Annotated in this window: 14 protein-coding genes and 4 tRNA genes; all 18 read right to left on the reverse strand. The window is 68.0% G+C overall.

The annotated features are described in order from the left end of the window. Nucleotides 1–27: 27 nt before the first annotated feature. The 18 genes from rpoC to ltaE all read right to left on the reverse strand — a co-directional run bounded on the left by rpoC (nucleotide 28) and on the right by ltaE (nucleotide 18,225). On the reverse strand, nucleotides 28–4,248 hold the full coding sequence (rpoC, locus tag QM782_RS05940) for a DNA-directed RNA polymerase subunit beta' (protein ID WP_415201991.1): 4,221 nt from the start codon (nucleotides 4,246–4,248) through the stop codon (nucleotides 28–30). Between the two features lie 25 nt (nucleotides 4,249–4,273). Beyond that, complete coding sequence (gene rpoB / locus QM782_RS05945; RefSeq protein ID WP_415201992.1) at nucleotides 4,274–8,386, reverse strand: DNA-directed RNA polymerase subunit beta; 4,113 nt, start codon at nucleotides 8,384–8,386, stop codon at nucleotides 4,274–4,276. Between the two features lie 275 nt (nucleotides 8,387–8,661). After that, nucleotides 8,662–9,039 carry a 50S ribosomal protein L7/L12 gene (gene rplL / locus QM782_RS05950; RefSeq protein ID WP_415201993.1) on the reverse strand — a complete coding sequence of 126 codons (378 nt, stop codon included), beginning with the start codon at nucleotides 9,037–9,039 and terminating at the stop codon, nucleotides 8,662–8,664. Nucleotides 9,040–9,075: 36 nt separating this feature from the next. Next, nucleotides 9,076–9,609 carry a 50S ribosomal protein L10 gene (gene rplJ, locus QM782_RS05955; RefSeq protein WP_415201994.1) on the reverse strand — a complete coding sequence of 178 codons (534 nt, stop codon included), beginning with the start codon at nucleotides 9,607–9,609 and terminating at the stop codon, nucleotides 9,076–9,078. A 246-nt stretch (nucleotides 9,610–9,855) separates the two neighbouring features. Beyond that, complete coding sequence (rplA, locus tag QM782_RS05960; protein WP_415201995.1) at nucleotides 9,856–10,551, reverse strand: 50S ribosomal protein L1; 696 nt, start codon at nucleotides 10,549–10,551, stop codon at nucleotides 9,856–9,858. Next, the gene (rplK, locus tag QM782_RS05965) at nucleotides 10,552–10,983 is read right to left on the reverse strand and encodes a 50S ribosomal protein L11 (protein WP_415201996.1); all 432 of its coding nucleotides are present in this window, start codon (nucleotides 10,981–10,983) and stop codon (nucleotides 10,552–10,554) included. 139 nt (nucleotides 10,984–11,122) lie between these two features. Then, complete coding sequence (gene nusG / locus QM782_RS05970) at nucleotides 11,123–11,710, reverse strand: transcription termination/antitermination protein NusG (protein ID WP_415201997.1); 588 nt, start codon at nucleotides 11,708–11,710, stop codon at nucleotides 11,123–11,125. Then, nucleotides 11,711–12,094: a preprotein translocase subunit SecE gene (gene secE, locus QM782_RS05975; protein WP_415201998.1), complete on the reverse strand. Its 384-nt coding sequence runs from the start codon at nucleotides 12,092–12,094 to the stop codon at nucleotides 11,711–11,713. A 98-nt stretch (nucleotides 12,095–12,192) separates the two neighbouring features. Next, nucleotides 12,193–12,268, reverse strand: a tRNA-Trp gene (locus QM782_RS05980). Between the two features lie 10 nt (nucleotides 12,269–12,278). Then, entirely contained in the window at nucleotides 12,279–13,469 is a 1,191-nt protein-coding gene (gene tuf, locus QM782_RS05985) for an elongation factor Tu (RefSeq protein ID WP_415201999.1), read from the reverse strand. Between the two features lie 72 nt (nucleotides 13,470–13,541). Continuing rightward, nucleotides 13,542–13,616 (reverse strand) — tRNA-Thr (locus QM782_RS05990). A gap of 34 nt (nucleotides 13,617–13,650) precedes the next feature. Further along, nucleotides 13,651–13,724, reverse strand: a tRNA-Gly gene (locus tag QM782_RS05995). A 95-nt stretch (nucleotides 13,725–13,819) separates the two neighbouring features. Continuing rightward, nucleotides 13,820–13,905: transfer RNA gene (locus tag QM782_RS06000), tRNA-Tyr, on the reverse strand. A gap of 36 nt (nucleotides 13,906–13,941) precedes the next feature. Beyond that, nucleotides 13,942–14,649, reverse strand: coding sequence for a uracil-DNA glycosylase (locus tag QM782_RS06005; protein WP_415202000.1), 708 nt, complete (start codon nucleotides 14,647–14,649; stop codon nucleotides 13,942–13,944). Next, nucleotides 14,646–15,440: an indole-3-glycerol phosphate synthase TrpC gene (trpC, locus tag QM782_RS06010; protein ID WP_415202001.1), complete on the reverse strand. Its 795-nt coding sequence runs from the start codon at nucleotides 15,438–15,440 to the stop codon at nucleotides 14,646–14,648. Before trpC ends, QM782_RS06005 begins: the two co-directional genes overlap by 4 nt. Before the next feature lie 7 nt (nucleotides 15,441–15,447). Further along, entirely contained in the window at nucleotides 15,448–16,479 is a 1,032-nt protein-coding gene (gene trpD / locus QM782_RS06015) for an anthranilate phosphoribosyltransferase (RefSeq protein ID WP_415202002.1), read from the reverse strand. A 26-nt stretch (nucleotides 16,480–16,505) separates the two neighbouring features. Continuing rightward, the gene (locus QM782_RS06020) at nucleotides 16,506–17,165 is read right to left on the reverse strand and encodes a LysE family translocator (RefSeq protein ID WP_415202003.1); all 660 of its coding nucleotides are present in this window, start codon (nucleotides 17,163–17,165) and stop codon (nucleotides 16,506–16,508) included. Nucleotides 17,166–17,175: 10 nt separating this feature from the next. Beyond that, nucleotides 17,176–18,225, reverse strand: coding sequence for a low-specificity L-threonine aldolase (gene ltaE, locus QM782_RS06025; RefSeq protein WP_415202004.1), 1,050 nt, complete (start codon nucleotides 18,223–18,225; stop codon nucleotides 17,176–17,178). Nucleotide 18,226: the final 1 nt, after the last annotated feature.

Consider the following 18,226-nt stretch of genomic DNA (forward strand, 5'->3'; position numbering starts at 1 on the left):
GCTCCGGGGCCACCCGATGGCGACGGCTTATTCGCCGGCGGGCGCGCCGCCGGCCTCGTCGGCGGTGGCTTCCTGTTGGCCGGCCAGCTCGGCGGCCTCGGCCTCGGCGATGGCGCGGCGCTCGGCCTCGTCCATGGCGTCCTTGGCCTTGCGCGCCTGGTGGTAGGCCATGCCGGTGCCCGCCGGGATCAGGCGGCCGACGATGACGTTCTCCTTCAGGCCACGCAGCTCGTCGCGCTTACCCATGATGGCCGCCTCGGTCAGCACGCGCGTGGTCTCCTGGAAGGAGGCCGCGGAGATGAACGAGTCGGTCGACAGCGAGGCCTTGGTGATGCCCAGCAGCAGGTTGCTGTAGGTCGCCGGCAGCTTGCCGTCGCGCTGCAGCGCCTCGTTGGTGTTGAGGATCTCCGAGCGTTCGACCTGCTCGCCGGCGATGTAGCCGGACTCGCCCGGGTTCTCGACCACGACACGGCGCAGCATCTGGCGCACGATCACCTCGATGTGCTTGTCGTTGATCTTCACGCCCTGCAGCCGGTAGACGTCCTGCACCTCGTCGACGATGTAGCGCGCCAGCTCCTCCATGCCCAGCAGGCGCAGGATGTCCTGCGGATCGGCCGGGCCGTCGACGATGGATTCGCCCTTGTTGACCACCTGGCCTTCGTGCACCAGGATGTTCTTCTCCTTGGGCACCAGCTCTTCCCAGACCTTGCCGTCCGGGTCGGTGACCTGCAGCCGCACTTTGCCCTTGGTCTCCTTGCCGAACGACACGGTGCCGGTCAGCTCGGCCAGCAGGCCCTTGTCCTTGGGCGTGCGGGCCTCGAACAGCTCGGCCACGCGCGGCAGGCCGCCGGTGATGTCGCGGGTCTTCTGGCCTTCGACCGGAATGCGCGCCAGCACCTCGCCGGGGCCCACGTCCTGGCCGTCGCGCACCTGGATCAGCGCGCCGATCGGGAAGCCGATCGTAACCGAGTGGTCGGTGCCGGGGATCTTGACCTCGTTGCCGTTGGCATCGGCCAGCTTGATCTGCGGGCGCACGACCTTGGCCGCGCCGCGGCGCTTGGGATCGATGACCACCAGCGTGGACAGGCCGGTGACTTCGTCGACCTGGCGGGCGACCGTGAGGCCCTCCTCCACGTTCTCGAACTTGGTCGTGCCGGCGAACTCCGTGATGATCGGGCGCGTCAGCGGATCCCAGTTGGCCAGCACGGTGCCGGCCTTGATGGCCTGGTCGGCCTTGACGGTCAGCGTGGCGCCGTAGGGCACCTTGTGGCGCTCGCGCTCGCGGCCGTGCTCGGAGATGATGATCTCGCCGGAGCGCGCGATCACCACCAGCTCGCCCTTGCTGTTGGTCACGTAGCGCATCGTGGCGTTGAAGCCGACGGTGCCGCTGGACTTGGCTTCCACGCTGGATGCGATGGCCGCGCGCGAGGCGGCGCCGCCGATGTGGAAGGTGCGCATCGTCAGCTGCGTGCCGGGCTCGCCGATGGACTGGGCGGCGATCACGCCGACGGCTTCGCCGACGTTGATCAGGCCGCCGCGGCCCAGGTCGCGGCCATAGCACTTGGCGCAGATGCCGAAGCGGGTCGCGCAGGTCAGCGCGGTGCGGACCTTGATCTCGTCCACGCCGGCGGCTTCCAGCTCGTCGATGGTGTCCTCGTCCAGCATGTTGCCGGCCGGCAGCAGCACGCCGCGGTGCTCGGGGTGCAGCACGTCCTCGGCCGCGACGCGGCCCAGCACGCGGTCGCGCAGCGACTCGATGACCTCGCCGCCCTCGACGATGGCGCGCATCGCGGTGCCGTGGTCGGTGCCGCAGTCGCTCTCGGTCACGACCAGGTCCTGCGTCACGTCGACCAGGCGGCGCGTCAGGTAGCCGGAGTTGGCGGTCTTCAGCGCCGTGTCGGCCAGGCCCTTGCGGGCGCCGTGGGTGGAGATGAAGTACTCCAGCACGTTCAGGCCTTCGCGGAAGTTCGCGGTGATCGGCGTCTCGATGATGGAGCCGTCCGGCTTGGCCATCAGGCCGCGCATGCCGGCCACCTGGCGGATCTGCGCCGCGGAACCGCGCGCGCCCGAGTCGGCCATCATGTAGATGGAGTTGAAGGACTCCTGGTCCACTTCCTTGCCGTGGCGGTCGATGACCTTCTGCTTGGACAGCTGGGCCATCATCACCTTGGAGACTTCGTCGCCCGACTTGCCCCAGATGTCCACGACCTTGTTGTAGCGCTCGCCGGCGGTCACCAGGCCGGAGACGTACTGCTGCTCGATCTCCTTCACTTCCTTCTGCGCGCGCTCGATGATGCCGCGCTTCTCGTTCGGCACCAGCATGTCGTCGATGCAGATGGAGATGCCGGCGCGCGTGGCCAGGCGGAAGCCCGACTGCAGCAGCTTGTCGGCGAAGACCACCGTTTCCTTCAGGCCGCACTTGCGGAACGAGGCGTTGATCAGGCGCGAGATCTCCTTCTTCTTCAGCGCCTTGTTGATCAGCGCGAAGGACAGGCCCTTGGGCAGGATCTCCGACAGCAGCGCACGGCCGCCGGTGGTCTCCCAGACCTTGGTCGAGGGCACGAATTCACCGGTCGCCTTGTCCTTGGCGTACTCCGTCAGGCGCACGTTGATCCGGGCGTTCAGGTCCAGCTCGCCGGCGTCGAAGGCGCGGCGCACCTCGCCGGTGTCGGAGAAGATCAGGCCCTCGCCCTTGCCGTTGATGCGCTCGCGCGTCGTGTAGTACAGGCCCAGCACCACGTCCTGCGAGGGCACGATGGACGGCTCGCCGGACGCGGGGAACAGGATGTTGTTGGAGGCCAGCATCAGCGTGCGGGCTTCCAGTTGGGCCTCGACCGACAGCGGCACGTGCACGGCCATCTGGTCGCCGTCGAAGTCGGCGTTGAAGGCCGCGCAGACCAGCGGGTGCAGCTGGATCGCCTTGCCTTCGATCAGGATCGGCTCGAAGGCCTGGATGCCCAGGCGGTGCAGCGTCGGCGCGCGGTTCAGCAGGACCGGGTGCTCCTTGATCACCTCTTCCAGGATGTCCCAGACCACCGGCGTGCCGGATTCCACTTCCTTCTTCGCCGCCTTGATGGTGGTGGCGATGCCCATCGCCTCCAGGCGCGAGAAGATGAAGGGCTTGAACAGCTCCAGCGCCATCAGCTTGGGCAGGCCGCACTGGTGCAGCTTGAGCGTCGGGCCGACCACGATGACCGAGCGGCCCGAGTAGTCGACGCGCTTGCCCAGCAGGTTCTGGCGGAAGCGGCCGCTCTTGCCCTTGATCATGTCGGCCAGCGACTTCAGCGCGCGCTTGTTCGCACCCGTCATGGCCTTGCCGCGGCGGCCGTTGTCCAGCAGGCTGTCGACGGCCTCCTGCAGCATGCGCTTCTCGTTGCGCGCGATGATCTCCGGCGCCTTCAGCTCCAGCAGGCGGCGCAGGCGCGAGTTGCGGTTGATCACGCGGCGGTACAGGTCGTTCAGGTCCGACGTGGCGAAGCGCCCGCCGTCCAGCGGCACCAGCGGGCGCAGGTCCGGCGGCAGCACGGGCAGCACGTCCAGCACCATCCACTCGGGCTTGATGCCGGACTTCTTGAACGCCTCCAGCAGCTTGAGCCGCTTGGCGTTCTTCTTGATCTTGACCTCCGAGCCGGTCAGGTCGTTGCGCAGCTTGTCGATCGCATCGTCGATGTCGATCGATTCCAGCAGGTCCTTGATGCCCTCGGCGCCCATCTTGGCCGTGAACTCGTCGCCGTATTCCTTGCGCTTGGCGTCGAAGTCGTCCTCGGTCATGATGGTGTACTTCTTCAGCGGCGTCATGCCCGGGTCGGTCACGACGTAGGCCTCGAAGTACAGCACGCGCTCGATGTCGCGCAGCGTCATGTCCAGCACCAGGCCCAGGCGGCTGGGCAGCGACTTCAGGAACCAGATGTGGGCGCAGGGCGCGGCCAGGTCGATGTGGCCCATGCGCTCGCGGCGCACCTTGGTCTGGGTGACCTCCACGCCGCACTTCTCGCAGATCACGCCGCGGTGCTTCAGGCGCTTGTACTTGCCGCACAGGCACTCGTAGTCCTTGATCGGCCCGAAGATCTTGGCGCAGAACAGGCCGTCGCGCTCGGGCTTGAAGGTGCGGTAGTTGATGGTCTCGGGCTTCTTCACCTCGCCGAACGACCAGGAACGGATCTTCTCGGGCGAGGCCATGCCGATCTTGATCGCATCGAAATGCTGATCCGGCGTGAACTGCTTGAACAGGTCGAGTAGTGACTTCATAGCGTTTTCCTTTGCCTTGCCTGCCTCAGTTGCGTTCCAGCTCGATGTCCAGGCCGAGCGAGCGGATTTCCTTGACCAGCACGTTGAACGACTCCGGCATGCCGGCCTCGATCGCGTGCTCGCCCTTGACGATGGACTCGTACACCTTGGTCCGGCCGACCACGTCGTCGGACTTCACCGTCAGCATCTCCTGCAGCGTGTAGGACGCGCCATAGGCCTCCAGCGCCCACACTTCCATCTCGCCGAAGCGCTGGCCGCCGAACTGCGCCTTGCCGCCCAGCGGCTGCTGGGTGACCAGCGAGTACGGGCCGGTGGAGCGGGCGTGCATCTTGTCGTCGACCAGGTGGTGCAGCTTCAGGAAGTGCATGTAGCCCACGGTGGTCGGGCGCTCGAAGCGCTCGCCGGTGCGGCCGTCGATCAGGTAGGCCTGGGTGCGCGTCCCGGTCAGGCCCTTGGCCTGGGCGATCTCGTCCGGGTAGGCCAGCTGGAGCATCGCGCGGATGTCCTCCTCGCCCGCGCCGTCGAACACCGGCGTCGCGAACGGCACGCCCTGCGACAGGTTCTGCGCCATCTCCAGCACCTGCGCGTCGTCGAGCTGGTCCAGCGCCTCCTGGCGGCCGGCGCCGTTGTAGACGGTCTCCAGGAAGCTGCGCAACTCGGCCATGCGGGACTCGTGCTGCAGCAAGTCGCCGATGCGCTGGCCCAGGCCCTTGGCGGCCCAGCCCAGGTGCACTTCCAGCACCTGGCCCACGTTCATGCGCGAGGGCACGCCCAGCGGGTTCAGGCAGATGTCGCACGGCGTACCGTCGGCCATGTAGGGCATGTCCTCGACCGGCACGATCTTGGACACCACGCCCTTGTTGCCGTGGCGGCCGGCCATCTTGTCGCCGGGCTGCAGGCGGCGCTTGACGGCCAGGTAGACCTTGACCATCTTCAGCACGCCGGCGGGCAGCTCGTCGCCCTGCGTCAGCTTCTTGCGCTTTTCCTCGAAAGCCAGGTCGAAGGCGTGGCGCTGCTGCTCGATCGAGTTCTTGATCGATTCGAGCTGCGCCGCGACCTCGTCCTCGGCCGGGCGGATGTCGAACCAGTGGAACTTGTCGACCGAGGCCAGGTAGGCCTTGTCGATCTTCGTGCCCTTGGCCAGCTTCTGCGGGCCGCCGTTGGCGACGCGGCCGGTCAGCAGCTTCTCGATCCGGTCGAAGGCGTCGGCCTCGACGATGCGCAGCTGGTCGTTCAGGTCCAGGCGGAAGCGCTTGAGCTCGTCGTCGATGATCTGCTGGGCGCGCTTGTCGCGCTGGATGCCCTCGCGGGTGAACACCTGCACGTCGATCACGGTGCCCTGCGAGCCCTGGTCCACCCGCAGCGAGGTGTCCTTCACGTCGCTGGCCTTCTCGCCGAAGATGGCGCGCAGCAGCTTTTCCTCCGGCGTCAGCGTGGTCTCGCCCTTGGGCGTGACCTTGCCGACCAGCGTGTCGCCGGGCATGACCTCGGCACCGACGTAGATGATGCCGGACTCGTCCAGGCGGTTCAGCTGCTGCTCGGCCAGGTTCGGGATGTCGCGGGTGATTTCCTCGGCGCCCAGCTTGGTATCGCGCGCCATGACCACCAGTTCCTCGATGTGGATCGAGGTGTAGCGGTCGTCGGCGACCACGCGCTCGCTGATCAGGATCGAGTCCTCGAAGTTGTAGCCGTTCCAGGGCATGAAGCCGATCAGCATGTTCTGGCCCAGCGCCAGTTCGCCCAGGTCGGTCGAGGCGCCGTCGGCCACCACGTCGCCCTTGGCCAGCACGTCGCCCTTCTCCACGATGGGGCGCTGGTGGATGTTGGTGTTCTGGTTGGAGCGCTGGTACTTGATCAGGTTGTAGATGTCCACGCCGACCTCGCCGGCCACGGCCTCGGCGTCGTGCACGCGCACCACGATGCGGGTCGCGTCCACGTAGTCGACCACGCCGCCGCGGCGGGCCGTGACCACGGTGCCGGAGTCCACCGCCGAGACGCGCTCGATGCCGGTGCCGACGTAGGGCTTCTCGGGGCGCAGCACCGGCACGGCCTGGCGCTGCATGTTGGCGCCCATCAGCGCGCGGTTGGCGTCGTCGTGCTCCAGGAACGGCACCAGCGAGGCGGCCACGGAGACGATCTGCGCCGGCGACACGTCCATGTACTGGATGCGCTCGGCGCTGACCAGGATGGATTCGCCCTTCTCGCGCGCGGACACCAGCTCGCCGGTCAGGCGGCCTTCGTCGTCCAGCTGCGCGTTGGCCTGGGCGATCACGTACTTGCCTTCCTCGATGGCCGACAGGTAGTCGATCTGGTCGGTGACCTTGCCGTCCACGACGCGGCGGTACGGCGTCTCGATGAAGCCGTACTCGTTCAGGCGGGCGTACAGGGCCAGAGAGTTGATCAGGCCGATGTTCGGGCCTTCCGGCGTCTCGATCGGGCAGACCCGGCCGTAGTGCGTGACGTGCACGTCGCGCACCTCGAAGCCGGCGCGCTCGCGCGTCAGGCCGCCCGGGCCCAGGGCCGAGACGCGGCGCTTGTGCGTGATCTCCGACAGCGGGTTGGTCTGGTCCATGAACTGCGACAGCTGCGAGGCGCCGAAGAATTCCTTCAGCGCCGCCGAGATCGGCTTGCTGTTGATCAGGTCGTGCGGCATCAGCGGCTCTTGCTCGGCCTGGCCCAGGCGCTCCTTGACGGCCTTCTCGATGCGCGCGAGGCCGGCACGGTACTGGTTCTCGGCCAGCTCGCCGACGCAGCGCACGCGGCGGTTGCCCAGGTGGTCGATGTCGTCCACCTCGCCGCGGCCGTTGCGCAGGTCCACCAGGATCTTCACGACGGCCAGGATGTCGTCGTTGGTCAGCACCATCGGGCCGGTGGCTTCGTCGCGGCCGACCTTGGCGTTGAACTTCATGCGGCCCACGCGCGACAGGTCGTAGGTGTCCGGGTTGTAGAACAGGCGCTGGAACAGGGCTTGCACCGCGTCCTCGGTCGGCGGCTCGCCGGGGCGCATCATGCGGTAGATGGCCACGCGGGCGGCGAACTCGTCGGCGGTCTCGTCGCCGCGCAGCGTCTGGCTGATGTAGGCGCCCTGGTCGAGCTCGTTGGTGTAGATGCAGGGCAGGTCCTGCACGCCGGCGGCGCGCAGCTTCTTCAGCAGCGTCTCGGTCAGCTCGTCGTTGGCCTTGGCCAGGATCTCGCCGGTGTCGGGATCGACGACATTCTTGGCGACCACGCGGCCGACCAGGAAGTCCTCGGGCACGCTGATGTGGGTGGTGCCGGACTGCTCCAGTTCGCGCGTGTGGCGCGCCGTCACGCGCTTGTCCTTGGTCACCACGACCTTGCCGGACTTGTCGGTGATGTCGAAGCGGGCGATCTCGCCGCGCAGCCGGTCGGGCACGAACTCCATCTGCGCGCCGCTGTCCATCAGGCGGAAGTTGTCGTTGACGAAGAAGTTCGCCAGGATGGACTCGGGGTTCAGGCCGATGGCCTTGAGCAGGATCGTGACCGGCATCTTGCGGCGGCGGTCGACGCGGAAGTACAGGATGTCCTTCGGGTCGAACTCGAAGTCCAGCCAGGAGCCGCGGTAGGGAATGATGCGGGCGCTGAACAGCAGCTTGCCCGAGCTGTGCGTCTTGCCCTTGTCGTGCTCGAAGAACACGCCCGGCGAGCGGTGCAGCTGCGAGACGATCACGCGCTCGGTGCCGTTGACGATGAACGAGCCCTTGTCGGTCATCAGGGGCACCTCGCCCATGTAGACTTCCTGCTCCTTCACTTCCTTGACCACCTTGGACTGCGGCGTGGAAGACTCGCGGTCGTAGATGATCAGCTGCACCTTGGCGCGCACGGCCGAGGCGAAGGTCAGGCCGCGGGTCTGGCACTCGCGCACGTCGAAGGCCGGCTTGGCCAGGTTGTACTCGACGTACTTCATCTCGACGTAGCCGTTGTGCGAGACGATCGGGAAGGCCGACTCGAATGCGGCCTGCAGCCCTTCGTTCACGCGCCGAGACGGTGGCACGTCCGCCTGCAGGAAGGCCGTGTAGGCATCCTTTTGCATCTGCAGCAGGTAGGGAACTTCCAGCACGCTGTCGCGGCTGCCAAAGTTCTTGCGAATGCGCTTTCGTTCGGTGTAGGTATAGGCCATGAGATCTCCGGGCGAGGATTCGAATCCTGGTGACTGAGGCGCCGGGTGCTCTCGGCCCGGCGAAGCTTGGCGGCTGGCCACTACCAACCTATGGCGGACGGCGATGCGTTGCACATCGCCCGGACCAAGACGTCTTCTGCAGTCGAGTCAGAAGACACTCGAAAGCGGATTGCACCGCTTTCGGCTGCCATCTGCAGCGAGGTGCCGCAACACCCCACAACGCCAAAGGCTGGAGGCCTGCGAACAGGACGCTCCAGCCTTCGGCGGAAGGTCGATTACTTGAGCTCGACCTTGGCGCCGGCGTCTTCCAGCTTCTTCTTGGCGGCTTCGGCGTCGGCCTTGGCGATGCCTTCCTTGACGGCCTTGGGAGCGCCGTCGACCAGGTCCTTGGCTTCCTTCAGGCCCAGGCCGGTGATTTCGCGCACGGCCTTGATGACGGACACCTTGTTGGCGCCGGCTTCCAGCAGCTGGACCGTGAACTCGGTCTTCTCTTCGGCGGCCGGGGCGGCGGCACCGGCGCCGCCGGCGGCGGGAGCCGCCATGGCGGCGGCGCTCACGCCGAACTTCTCTTCGATGGCCTTGACCAGGTCGTTGAGCTCGAGGACCGTCATGCTGTCGAGCGCGGTCAGGAATGCGTCTTTATCGAATGCCATTTTGATTTCCTAGAAAACTGTTGGTGTGGTTGCCGCTCAGGCCGCGGCAGCTTCTTGCGCTTCGGCTGCGGGCTCCGCAGCGCCTTCGTCCTTCTTGGCCGCCAGCGCGCCCAGCACCACGGCCGTGCGCGAGATCGGGGACATCAGCAGGCCGCACAGTTGGGCCAGCAGGACGTCCTTCGAAGGGATGTTCGCCAGTTGCTTGACGCCGTCGACGTCCAGGGCCTTGCCACCGAACGCGCCGCCGCGGATGACCAGCTTGTCGTTGGTCTTCGCGAAATCGGCCACCACTTTCGCGGCGGCCACGGCATCGGCGGAAAAGCCGTAGATCAGCGGACCGGTCATCTGGTCGGCGACGACCTCGAACGGGCTGCCGGCGACGGCGCGGCGTGCCAGCGTGTTCTTCAACACGCTGAGGGTCACGCCAGCGCTGCGCGCGGTCGAGCGCAGTCGGGTCATGTCGGCGACCGTGATGCCACGGTATTCCGCCATCACGAGCGTCTGAGCGTTTGCGGCGAGGCCGGTCACTTCGGTGATGACCGCTTCTTTCTCACTGCGATTCAGACTCAAGGTCTACTCCTTTGGTATGTGCCTTGGGGCCAGAGCCCGGCGGCACGCCTTCTTGCAGCGACCAACTGTTTCCGGAAACGGATTCCGTCCGCAGCGGGATCGCCATCTGCGTTGGCGGCTTGCGCCATTAAGCCCTGCCCTCGACGGGAAGAGCGCCAACGGTCTCGGATGGCCCGCACGGCTCGCGCCGCCCGACCCACCACGTCGGAGGACCTCCGGCAGGAAGCCCTCCGCATTTCGTTGCGACTACGCCGAGAGGCTCTGGGTGTCCACGCGGACGCCCACGCCCATGGTCGACGACACCGCCACCTTGCGCAGGTACAGGCCCTTGCTCGAGGCCGGCTTGGCCTTGTTCAGCGCCTCGATCAAGGCCAGCAGGTTGCCCTGCAGCTTGTCGTCGTCGAACGAACGGCGGCCGATCGTGCCGTGGATGATGCCGGCCTTGTCGACGCGGAACTGCACCTGGCCGGCCTTGGCGTTCTTCACCGCGGTCGCGACGTCGGGCGTCACGGTGCCGACCTTGGGGTTCGGCATCAGGCCGCGTGGACCCAGGATCTGGCCCAGCGCACCGACCACGCGCATCGCGTCCGGCGCGGCGATCACCACGTCGAACGGCATGTCGCCGGCCTTGACCTGGGCAGCCAGGTCGTCCATGCCGACGATGTCGGCGCCGGCGGCCTTGGCTTCCTCGGCCTTGGCGCCCTGCGCGAACACGGCGACGCGCTTGGTCTTGCCGGTGCCGTTGGGCAGCACCACGGCGCCGCGCACGACCTGGTCGGACTTCTTGGCGTCCACGCCCAGCTGCACGGCCACGTCGATGGACTCATCGAACTTGGCGGTGGCGGCTTCCTTGACGATGGCCAGCGCTTCCGTCAGGGGGTACAGCTTGGTGCTGTCGACCTTGCCCTGCTGCGCCTTTTGCTTCTTGGTCAGCGTGCTCATTTAGACACCCTCCACATTCACGCCCATGGAACGGGCCGAGCCGGCGATGGTGCGCACGGCGGCGTCCAGGTCGGCGGCGGTCATGTCCTTCATCTTGGTCTTGGCGATCTCCTCGAGCTGGGCCCGGGTGATCTTGCCGACCTTGTCGGTGTGCGGCTTGGCCGAGCCCTTGTCCAGCTTGATCGCCTTCTTGATCAGCGTGGTCGCCGGCGGCGTCTTGATGATGAAGGTGAAGCTCTTGTCCGCGAACGCGGTGATCACCACCGGCAGCGGCAGGCCCGGCTCGACGCCCTGGGTCTGGGCGTTGAACGCCTTGCAGAACTCCATGATGTTCAGGCCGCGCTGGCCCAGCGCCGGGCCGATCGGGGGGGACGGGTTGGCCTTGCCAGCTGGCACCTGCAGCTTGATGAAGCCGACGATTTTCTTCGCCATGATTGAAACTCCGTACGGGTGTTGGCGCCAGGACGAGGCCCTGGCTCCCCGGGGGTGGAAGACTCTTGGGGGACAGACGGCACCCGCGCCGAGTCGGAAAGCGCGGGGCCGGGAGCACGGCCGACGGGGCGGCCGTCGCTCAGGTCTTCTCGATCTGGCTGAACTCCAGCTCGACCGGGGTCGCACGGCCGAAGATCGTGACCGAGACGCGGACCTTGTTCTTGTCGTAGTTGACTTCCTCGACCGAGCCGTTGAAGTCGGTGAACGGGCCTTCCTTGACGCGCACGTACTCGCCGACCAGGAATTCGACCTTGTGGCGCGGCTTCTCCACGCCTTCCTGCATCTGGCTGACGATCTTGACGACCTCGTCGTCGGAGATCGGCGCCGGACGGTTCTTGGCACCGCCGACGAAGCCGGTCACCTTGTTGGTGTGCTTGACCAGGTGCCAGGTCTCGTCGTCCATCAGCATCTCGACGAACACGTAGCCCGGGAACAGGCGGCGCTCGGTCGTGCGGCGCTGGCCGTTCTTGACCTCGACGACCTCTTCGGTCGGCACCAGGATGCGGCCGAACTTGGACTGCATGCCGGCGCGGTTGATGCGCTCGGTGATGTTGCGTTCCACGGCCTTCTCCATGCCCGAGTAGGCATGGACGATGTACCAGCGGAAGTCCGGGTTGGCCGGCCCCGGAGTCGCTTGCGGCGCGGGGGATTCGACAGCGTCAGTCATTTATCTCTTCCAACCCAGGATCAGGTCGTACAGCACCCATTCCAGGGTCTTGTCCGTCAGCCACAGGAACAGCGCCATCACAACGACGAAGGCGAACACGTAGCCCGTCATCTGCATGGCCTCCTTGCGCGTCGGCCAGACGACCTTCTTGACCTCGCGCGAGGCGTCGCGGCCGAATGCGATCAGCTGCCGGCCCGGCTCGCTGGACAGGAACAGGCCGACCGCGGCCGCCAGCCCCACGACCAGCGCCGCCCATTGCGCCACCTGGCCCTGGCGGCCCAGCAGGTAGAAGCCTGCCACCGCCGCCACGACCAGCGCCGCGGCGACGGCCATCTTGGCCTTGTCCGCGCCGGTACTGACAGTTTCAACTTGCGAAGTCGCCATGTCGGCCAAATTCCTGGATGCAAACACAAGCGCCGTTGCAGACGCCAAAGCCCGTCAGGTCATGACGGGCTTTCGAGGGGCCACCTGGTCAGATCAGGTGGCAGGGGCAGTAGGAATCGAACCTACAACCTTCGGTTTTGGAGACCGACGCTCTGCCAATTGAGCTATACCCCTCCGAACATCGTCACTCGATGATCTTGGCGACCACGCCTGCGCCGACGGTCTTGCCGCCTTCGCGGATGGCGAAGCGCAGGCCTTCTTCCATGGCGATCGGGGCGATCAGCTTGACGGTGATCGACACGTTGTCGCCGGGCATGACCATCTCCTTGCCTTCGGGCAGGCTGATGGCGCCGGTCACGTCGGTGGTGCGGAAGTAGAACTGCGGGCGGTAGTTGTTGAAGAACGGGGTGTGGCGCCCGCCTTCGTCCTTGCTCAGCACGTACACCTCGCTGGTGAAGTGGGTGTGCGGCTTGATGGAGCCGGGCTTGCACAGCACTTGGCCGCGCTCGACTTCTTCGCGCTTGGTGCCGCGCAGCAGGATGCCGACGTTGTCGCCGGCCTGGCCCTGGTCGAGCAGCTTGCGGAACATTTCCACGCCGGTGCAGGTGGTCTTGACGGTCGGGCGGATGCCGACGATCTCGATTTCCTCGCCGACCTTGATCACGCCGCGTTCGACGCGGCCGGTGACCACCGTGCCGCGGCCGGAGATGGAGAACACGTCTTCCACGGGCATCAGGAAGGTGCCGTCCACGGCGCGTTCGGGGGTGGGGATGTAGCTGTCCAGCGCGTCGGCCAGGTTCAGGATGGCTTTCTCGCCCAGTTCGCCCTTGTCGCCTTCGAGCGCCAGCTTGGCCGAGCCCTTGATGATGGGGGTGTCGTCGCCGGGGAAGTCGTACTTGCTCAGCAGTTCGCGCACTTCCATCTCGACCAGTTCGAGCAGTTCGGCGTCGTCCACCATGTCGCACTTGTTCAGGAAGACGATGATGTACGGCACGCCGACCTGGCGGGCCAGCAGGATGTGCTCGCGCGTCTGGGGCATGGGGCCGTCGGCGGCCGAGCACACCAGGATGGCGCCGTCCATCTGGGCCGCGCCGGTGATCATGTTCTTCACGTAGTCGGCGTGGCCGGGGCAGTCCACGTGGGCGTAGTGGCGGTTGGCCGTCTCGTATTCCACGTGCGCGGTGTTGATCGTGATGCCGCGCGCCTTTTCTTCAGGGGCCGCGTCGATCTGGTCGTAGGCCTTGGCCTGGCCGCCGAACTTGCTCGACAGCACCGTCGTGATGGCCGCCGTCAGCGTCGTCTTGCCGTGGTCCACGTGTCCGATCGTCCCGACGTTCACGTGCGGCTTGGTACGCTCGAATTTCTCTTTTGCCATTGTTCGACTCCGAAAAAATTAACGCTCTATCTCGCCAAGACCCCACGCGCTGCGCCTGGGCGCGGGAATTCGTGGTGCCCATTGCGGGAATCGGACCCGCGACCTCTCCCTTACCAAGGGAGTGCTCTACCACTGAGCCAAATGGGCGCTCAAACCTACCGGAACCGATCGATCACTGCACTGGAGCGGGAGACGGGAATCGAACCCGCGTCATTAGCTTGGAAGGCTAGGGTTCTACCATTGAACTACTCCCGCCTCGCCCCGCCGCCGTCCGCCTGGACCACGGCGAGCGACGCGCTTTCGCAACACCCCACAAAACCCGATCGATCGATTCCTACCGTTGTTCTTGCTGGTGGAGAGGGCTGGATTCGAACCAGCGTACTCGTTAGAGGGCAGATTTACAGTCTGCTGCCATTAACCACTCGGCCACCTCTCCAGCGAACCCGGGACTATAGCACAACTATTTCCGATGTCACGCACTTTCGGCAAGCCGCCAGTCGAGCGCGCCGCCGCGCTCGGCCAGCCAGCGCTGCGCCCGGCCGAAGTGGCCGCAGCCCACGAAGGGTACCGGCGGCCGCAGCGCCGACAGCGGCGACGGATGGTTGGCCTGCAGCACCAGCGCCTGGCGGCCGTGCGCCTGCGCGGTGCGCTCGATCAGCGGCGCCTTGGCCTGGGCATGGGCGCCCCACAGCAGATAGGCGCAGGGCGAGGCCGCGCCGGCCACCTGGGCGATCAGGGCGTCGGTCAGCGCCTCCCAGCCCTGGCGTGCATGGCAGCCGGCCTGGCCCTCCTCCACCGTGAGCGTGGTGTTGAGCAGCAGCACGCCGCGCTCGGCCCAGGCGCGCAGCGAGCCGGACACCGGCGGTGCCAGCCCGAGGTCGCGCTGCAGTTCCTTGAAGATGTTGCGCAGCGAGGGCGGCGGGCGCACGCCCGGCGCGACCGAGAACGCCAGCCCTTCGGCCTGGCCCGGCCCGTGGTAGGGGTCCTGCCCCAGGATCACCGCGCAGACCCGCTCCGGCGGCGTCAGGCGCAGCGCGCGCAGCGGCTCGGGCGGGTAGATGCGCGCGCCGGCGGCATGGCGTGCGGCCAGGAAGTCCTGCAGGCGGCGCCCGGCCGGGCTGTCGGCGAAGGCCAGCACCGTGGCCTGCCAGCCCGGCGCCACGGGGCCGAGCGGCGTCATGCGGCGAACAGCGCCGACAGCGCCGCGCCGGGATCGGGCGCGCGCATGAAGGCCTCGCCGACCAGGAAGGCATGGATGCCCGCCGCGCGCATGCGCTGCACGTCGGCCGGCTGCAGGATGCCGCTCTCGGTGACCAGCAGCCGGTCGGCTGGCACGGCGGCCTGCAGGTCCAGCGTGGTCTGCAGCGAGACCTCGAAGGTGCGCAGGTTGCGGTTGTTGACGCCGACCAGCGGTGTCTTCAGCCGCAGCGCGCGCGCCATCTCGGCGGCGTCGTGCACCTCGACCAGCACCGCCATGCCCAGGTGGTGGGCGATGGCCTCGAACTCGGCCATCTGCGCATCGTCCAGGATGGCCGCGATCAGCAGCACGCAGTCCGCGCCCATCGCGCGCGCCTCGTAGATCTGGTAGGCGTCGACCATGAAGTCCTTGCGCAGCACCGGCAGGCCGCAGGACGCGCGCGCCTGCTTCAGGTAGTCCACGCTGCCCTGGAAGAACTGGCGGTCCGTCAGCACCGACAGGCAGGCCGCGCCATGCTCGGCGTAGCTCTGGGCGATGTCGGCCGGGATGAAGTCCGCGCGCAGCACGCCCTTGGACGGGCTGGCCTTCTTGACCTCGGCGATCACAGCCGGCCGGCCGGCCGCGATCCGGGCGCGCAGCGCGCCCACGAAGTCGCGCGTCAGCACGCGCGATTCGGCATCCGCGCGCACCTCGGCCAGCGGCCGGCGCCCCTTGGCCGCGGCCACTTCCTCGTGCTTGACGGCGGCGATCTTCTGCAGGATGTCTTCGGCCATGTCCACCTCACGCGGCCAGGGATTGGGTCAGCGCGGCGAACTGCGCCAGCTTGGCCTTGGCCGCGCCCGAGGCGATGGCCCGGCGCGCGGCGGCGATGCCCTCGGGGATGCTGGCGCAAACGTCGGCGGCATACAGCGCCGCGCCGGCGTTCAGCACCACGATGTCGTGCGCCGGCCCGTGCTCGCCGTCGAGCACGCCGCGCACGATGGCCTCGGACTGCTGCGGCGTCTGCACGCGCAGCGCCCGGTTGCTGACCATCGCCAGGCCGAAGTCCTCCGGATGGATCTCGTACTCGCGCACCTCGCCGTCCTTCAGCTCGCCGACCAGCGTCGCCGCGCCCAGGCTGACCTCGTCCATGCCGTCCTTGCCGTAGACCACGATCGCATGCTCGGCCCCCAGGCGCTGCAGCGCCCGCACCTGGATGCCGACCAGGTCCGGATGGAACACGCCCATCAGGATGTTCGGCGCCGAGGCCGGGTTCGTCAGCGGCCCCAGGATGTTGAAGATGGTCTTGATGCCCAGCTCCTTGCGCACCGGGGCCACGTTCTTCATCGCCGGGTGGTGGTTGGGCGCGAACATGAAGCCGATGCCGACCTCGCCGATACAGCGCGCGATCTGCCCGGGCGTGCAATGGATGTTGACCCCCAGCGCCTCCAGCACGTCGGCGCTGCCGGACTTGCTGGACACGCTGCGCCCGCCGTGCTTGCTGATCTTGGCGCCCGCCGCCGCCGCGACGAACATCGAGCAGGTCGAGATGTTGAAGGTGTGCGCGCCGTCGCCGCCGGTGCCGACGATGTCGACCAGGTGGCGCGTGTCGGCCACGTGCACCTTGGTCGCGAACTCGCGCATGACCTGGGCCGCGGCCGTGATCTCGCCGATGGTCTCCTTCTTCACGCGCAGGCCGGTGACCAGCGCGGCCATCAGCACCGGCGAGCACTCGCCGCGCATGATCAGCCGCATGATGTGCAGCATCTCGTCGTGGAAGATCTCTCGGTGTTCGATGGTGCGCTGCAGCGCTTCCTGGGGCGTGATGGACATGGGACGGGTCTCGTAAGGGAAAAGGGTCATCGGACGGCAGGGGCATCGGCCAGCGCCAGCCGCAGCCCGAAGCCGACGAACAGGACGCCGGCCGCGCGGTCCAGCCAGTGCATGCCGCGCTGCACGCCGCCGGAGCGGCGCGCCAGCCAGGCCGCGGCCAGCGCCCAGCCGACGTGGACGGGCATCGCGTTCAGGTTGAACAGCGCGCCCAGCAGCACGAACGCCCGTGCGGCGTCCGGCGCGCCCGGCGCGATGAACTGCGGCACGAAGGCCAGGAAGAACAGCGCGACCTTGGGGTTCAGCACGTTGGTGCAGAAGCCGTCCAGGAACACGCGCCGCAGCGCCACCAGGGCCCGGCCCGCGGCCGGGCCGGCGGCCTGCGCCAGCGGGCGGGCGCCGGGACGCGCGCGCAACAGCTTCACGCCGACGTAGAGCAGATAGGCCGCGCCCAGCCACTTGAGCGCGGAAAACGCCGCGGCCGACGCCGCCAGCAGCGCGCCCACGCCGACGGCCGCCGCCGCGACGTGCACGCAGCAGCCGGCCGTGACGCCCAGCCCGGCGACGATGCCGGCGCGCGCGCCGCCGCGCAGCGCATGGCGCACGATGCACAGCACGTCGGGCCCCGGCGTGAGGTTCAGCAGCCAGCCGGCGGCGACGAACAGCAGCAGCTGATGCAGCTCGGGCACGGCACCGACCTCAATGCACCGCGAAGTAGTCGCGCACGGCCGCCGCGGCGCGGTCGACGCCGGCGGCGTCCACATCCAGGTGCGTCACGAAGCGCAGCTGGTACACGCCGGTGGCCAGGACGCCGCGCTCCGCCAGCCACGGCAGCAGGCCGGCCGCGCGGCCGCGCAGCGCTTCGTCCGGCGTCGCGAACACGATGTTGCTGTGCGGCGCCTGCACGTCGAGGCCCGCGATGCCGGACAGCCCCTCGGCCAGCCGCCGCGCCAGCGCATGGTCGTCGGCCAGCCGCTCGACGTGGTGGTCCAGCGCATGCAGCGCCGCCGCGGCCAGCAGGCCGGCCTGGCGCATGCCGCCGCCGGCCATCTTGCGGATGCGGTGCGCCCGGCCGATGAACCCGCGCGAGCCGCACAGCGCCGAGCCCACCGGCGCGCCCAGGCCCTTGCTGAAGCAGACGGAAACGCTGTCGAAGCACTGCGCGATGCGCCGCGCCTCGGCATACGGATCGCCGCCCGCCGCCTGCGCCACCGCGGCGTTGAACAGCCGCGCCCCGTCCAGGTGCCGCGCCAGTCCGTGCCCGGCCGCCAGCCGGGTCGCGGCCTGCACGTAGTCGAACGGCAGCAGCTGGCCGCCCAGCGTGTTCTCCAGCGCCAGCAGCCGCGTGCGCGCGAAATGCGCGTCGTCGGGCTTGATCGCGGCCTCGATCTGCTCCAGGGGCAGCGTGCCGTTCCCGGCGTGCGCGATCGGCTGCGGCTGCACGCTGCCGAGCACCGCGGCGCCGCCCGCCTCCCAGCGGTAGCAGTGCTGCATCTGGCCGACGATGTACTCGTCGCCGCGCTGGCAGTGCGCCAGGATGGCGCACAGGTTGCTCTGCGTGCCGCTGGGCACGAACAGCGCGGCCTCGAAGCCCAGCAGGCCGGAGATGCGCTGCTGCAGCGCCTGCACCGTGGGGTCGTCGCCGAACACATCGTCGCCCAGCGGCGCGGCGAACATGGCCTCGCGCATGGCGCGGGTCGGCCGCGTGACCGTGTCGCTCCGCAGATCGACGACCGGCGCAGCCGCCACG

The sequence above is a fragment of the Pseudorhodoferax sp. genome (genome assembly GCF_047601025.1).
Classification (GTDB): domain Bacteria; phylum Pseudomonadota; class Gammaproteobacteria; order Burkholderiales; family Burkholderiaceae_C; genus Pseudorhodoferax.

Coding starts and splice junctions, on each gene's coding strand:
- trpD (WP_415202002.1), bottom strand. CDS start 16,479: ATGTCCATCACGCCCCAGGAAGCGCTGCAGCGCACCATCGAACACCGA.
- tuf (WP_415201999.1), bottom strand. CDS start 13,469: ATGGCAAAAGAGAAATTCGAGCGTACCAAGCCGCACGTGAACGTCGGG.
- trpC (WP_415202001.1), bottom strand. CDS start 15,440: ATGGCCGAAGACATCCTGCAGAAGATCGCCGCCGTCAAGCACGAGGAA.
- rplA (WP_415201995.1), bottom strand. CDS start 10,551: ATGAGCACGCTGACCAAGAAGCAAAAGGCGCAGCAGGGCAAGGTCGAC.
- rpoC (WP_415201991.1), bottom strand. CDS start 4,248: ATGAAGTCACTACTCGACCTGTTCAAGCAGTTCACGCCGGATCAGCAT.
- QM782_RS06005 (WP_415202000.1), bottom strand. CDS start 14,649: ATGACGCCGCTCGGCCCCGTGGCGCCGGGCTGGCAGGCCACGGTGCTG.
- rplK (WP_415201996.1), bottom strand. CDS start 10,983: ATGGCGAAGAAAATCGTCGGCTTCATCAAGCTGCAGGTGCCAGCTGGC.
- nusG (WP_415201997.1), bottom strand. CDS start 11,710: ATGACTGACGCTGTCGAATCCCCCGCGCCGCAAGCGACTCCGGGGCCG.
- rpoB (WP_415201992.1), bottom strand. CDS start 8,386: ATGGCCTATACCTACACCGAACGAAAGCGCATTCGCAAGAACTTTGGC.
- rplL (WP_415201993.1), bottom strand. CDS start 9,039: ATGGCATTCGATAAAGACGCATTCCTGACCGCGCTCGACAGCATGACG.
- secE (WP_415201998.1), bottom strand. CDS start 12,094: ATGGCGACTTCGCAAGTTGAAACTGTCAGTACCGGCGCGGACAAGGCC.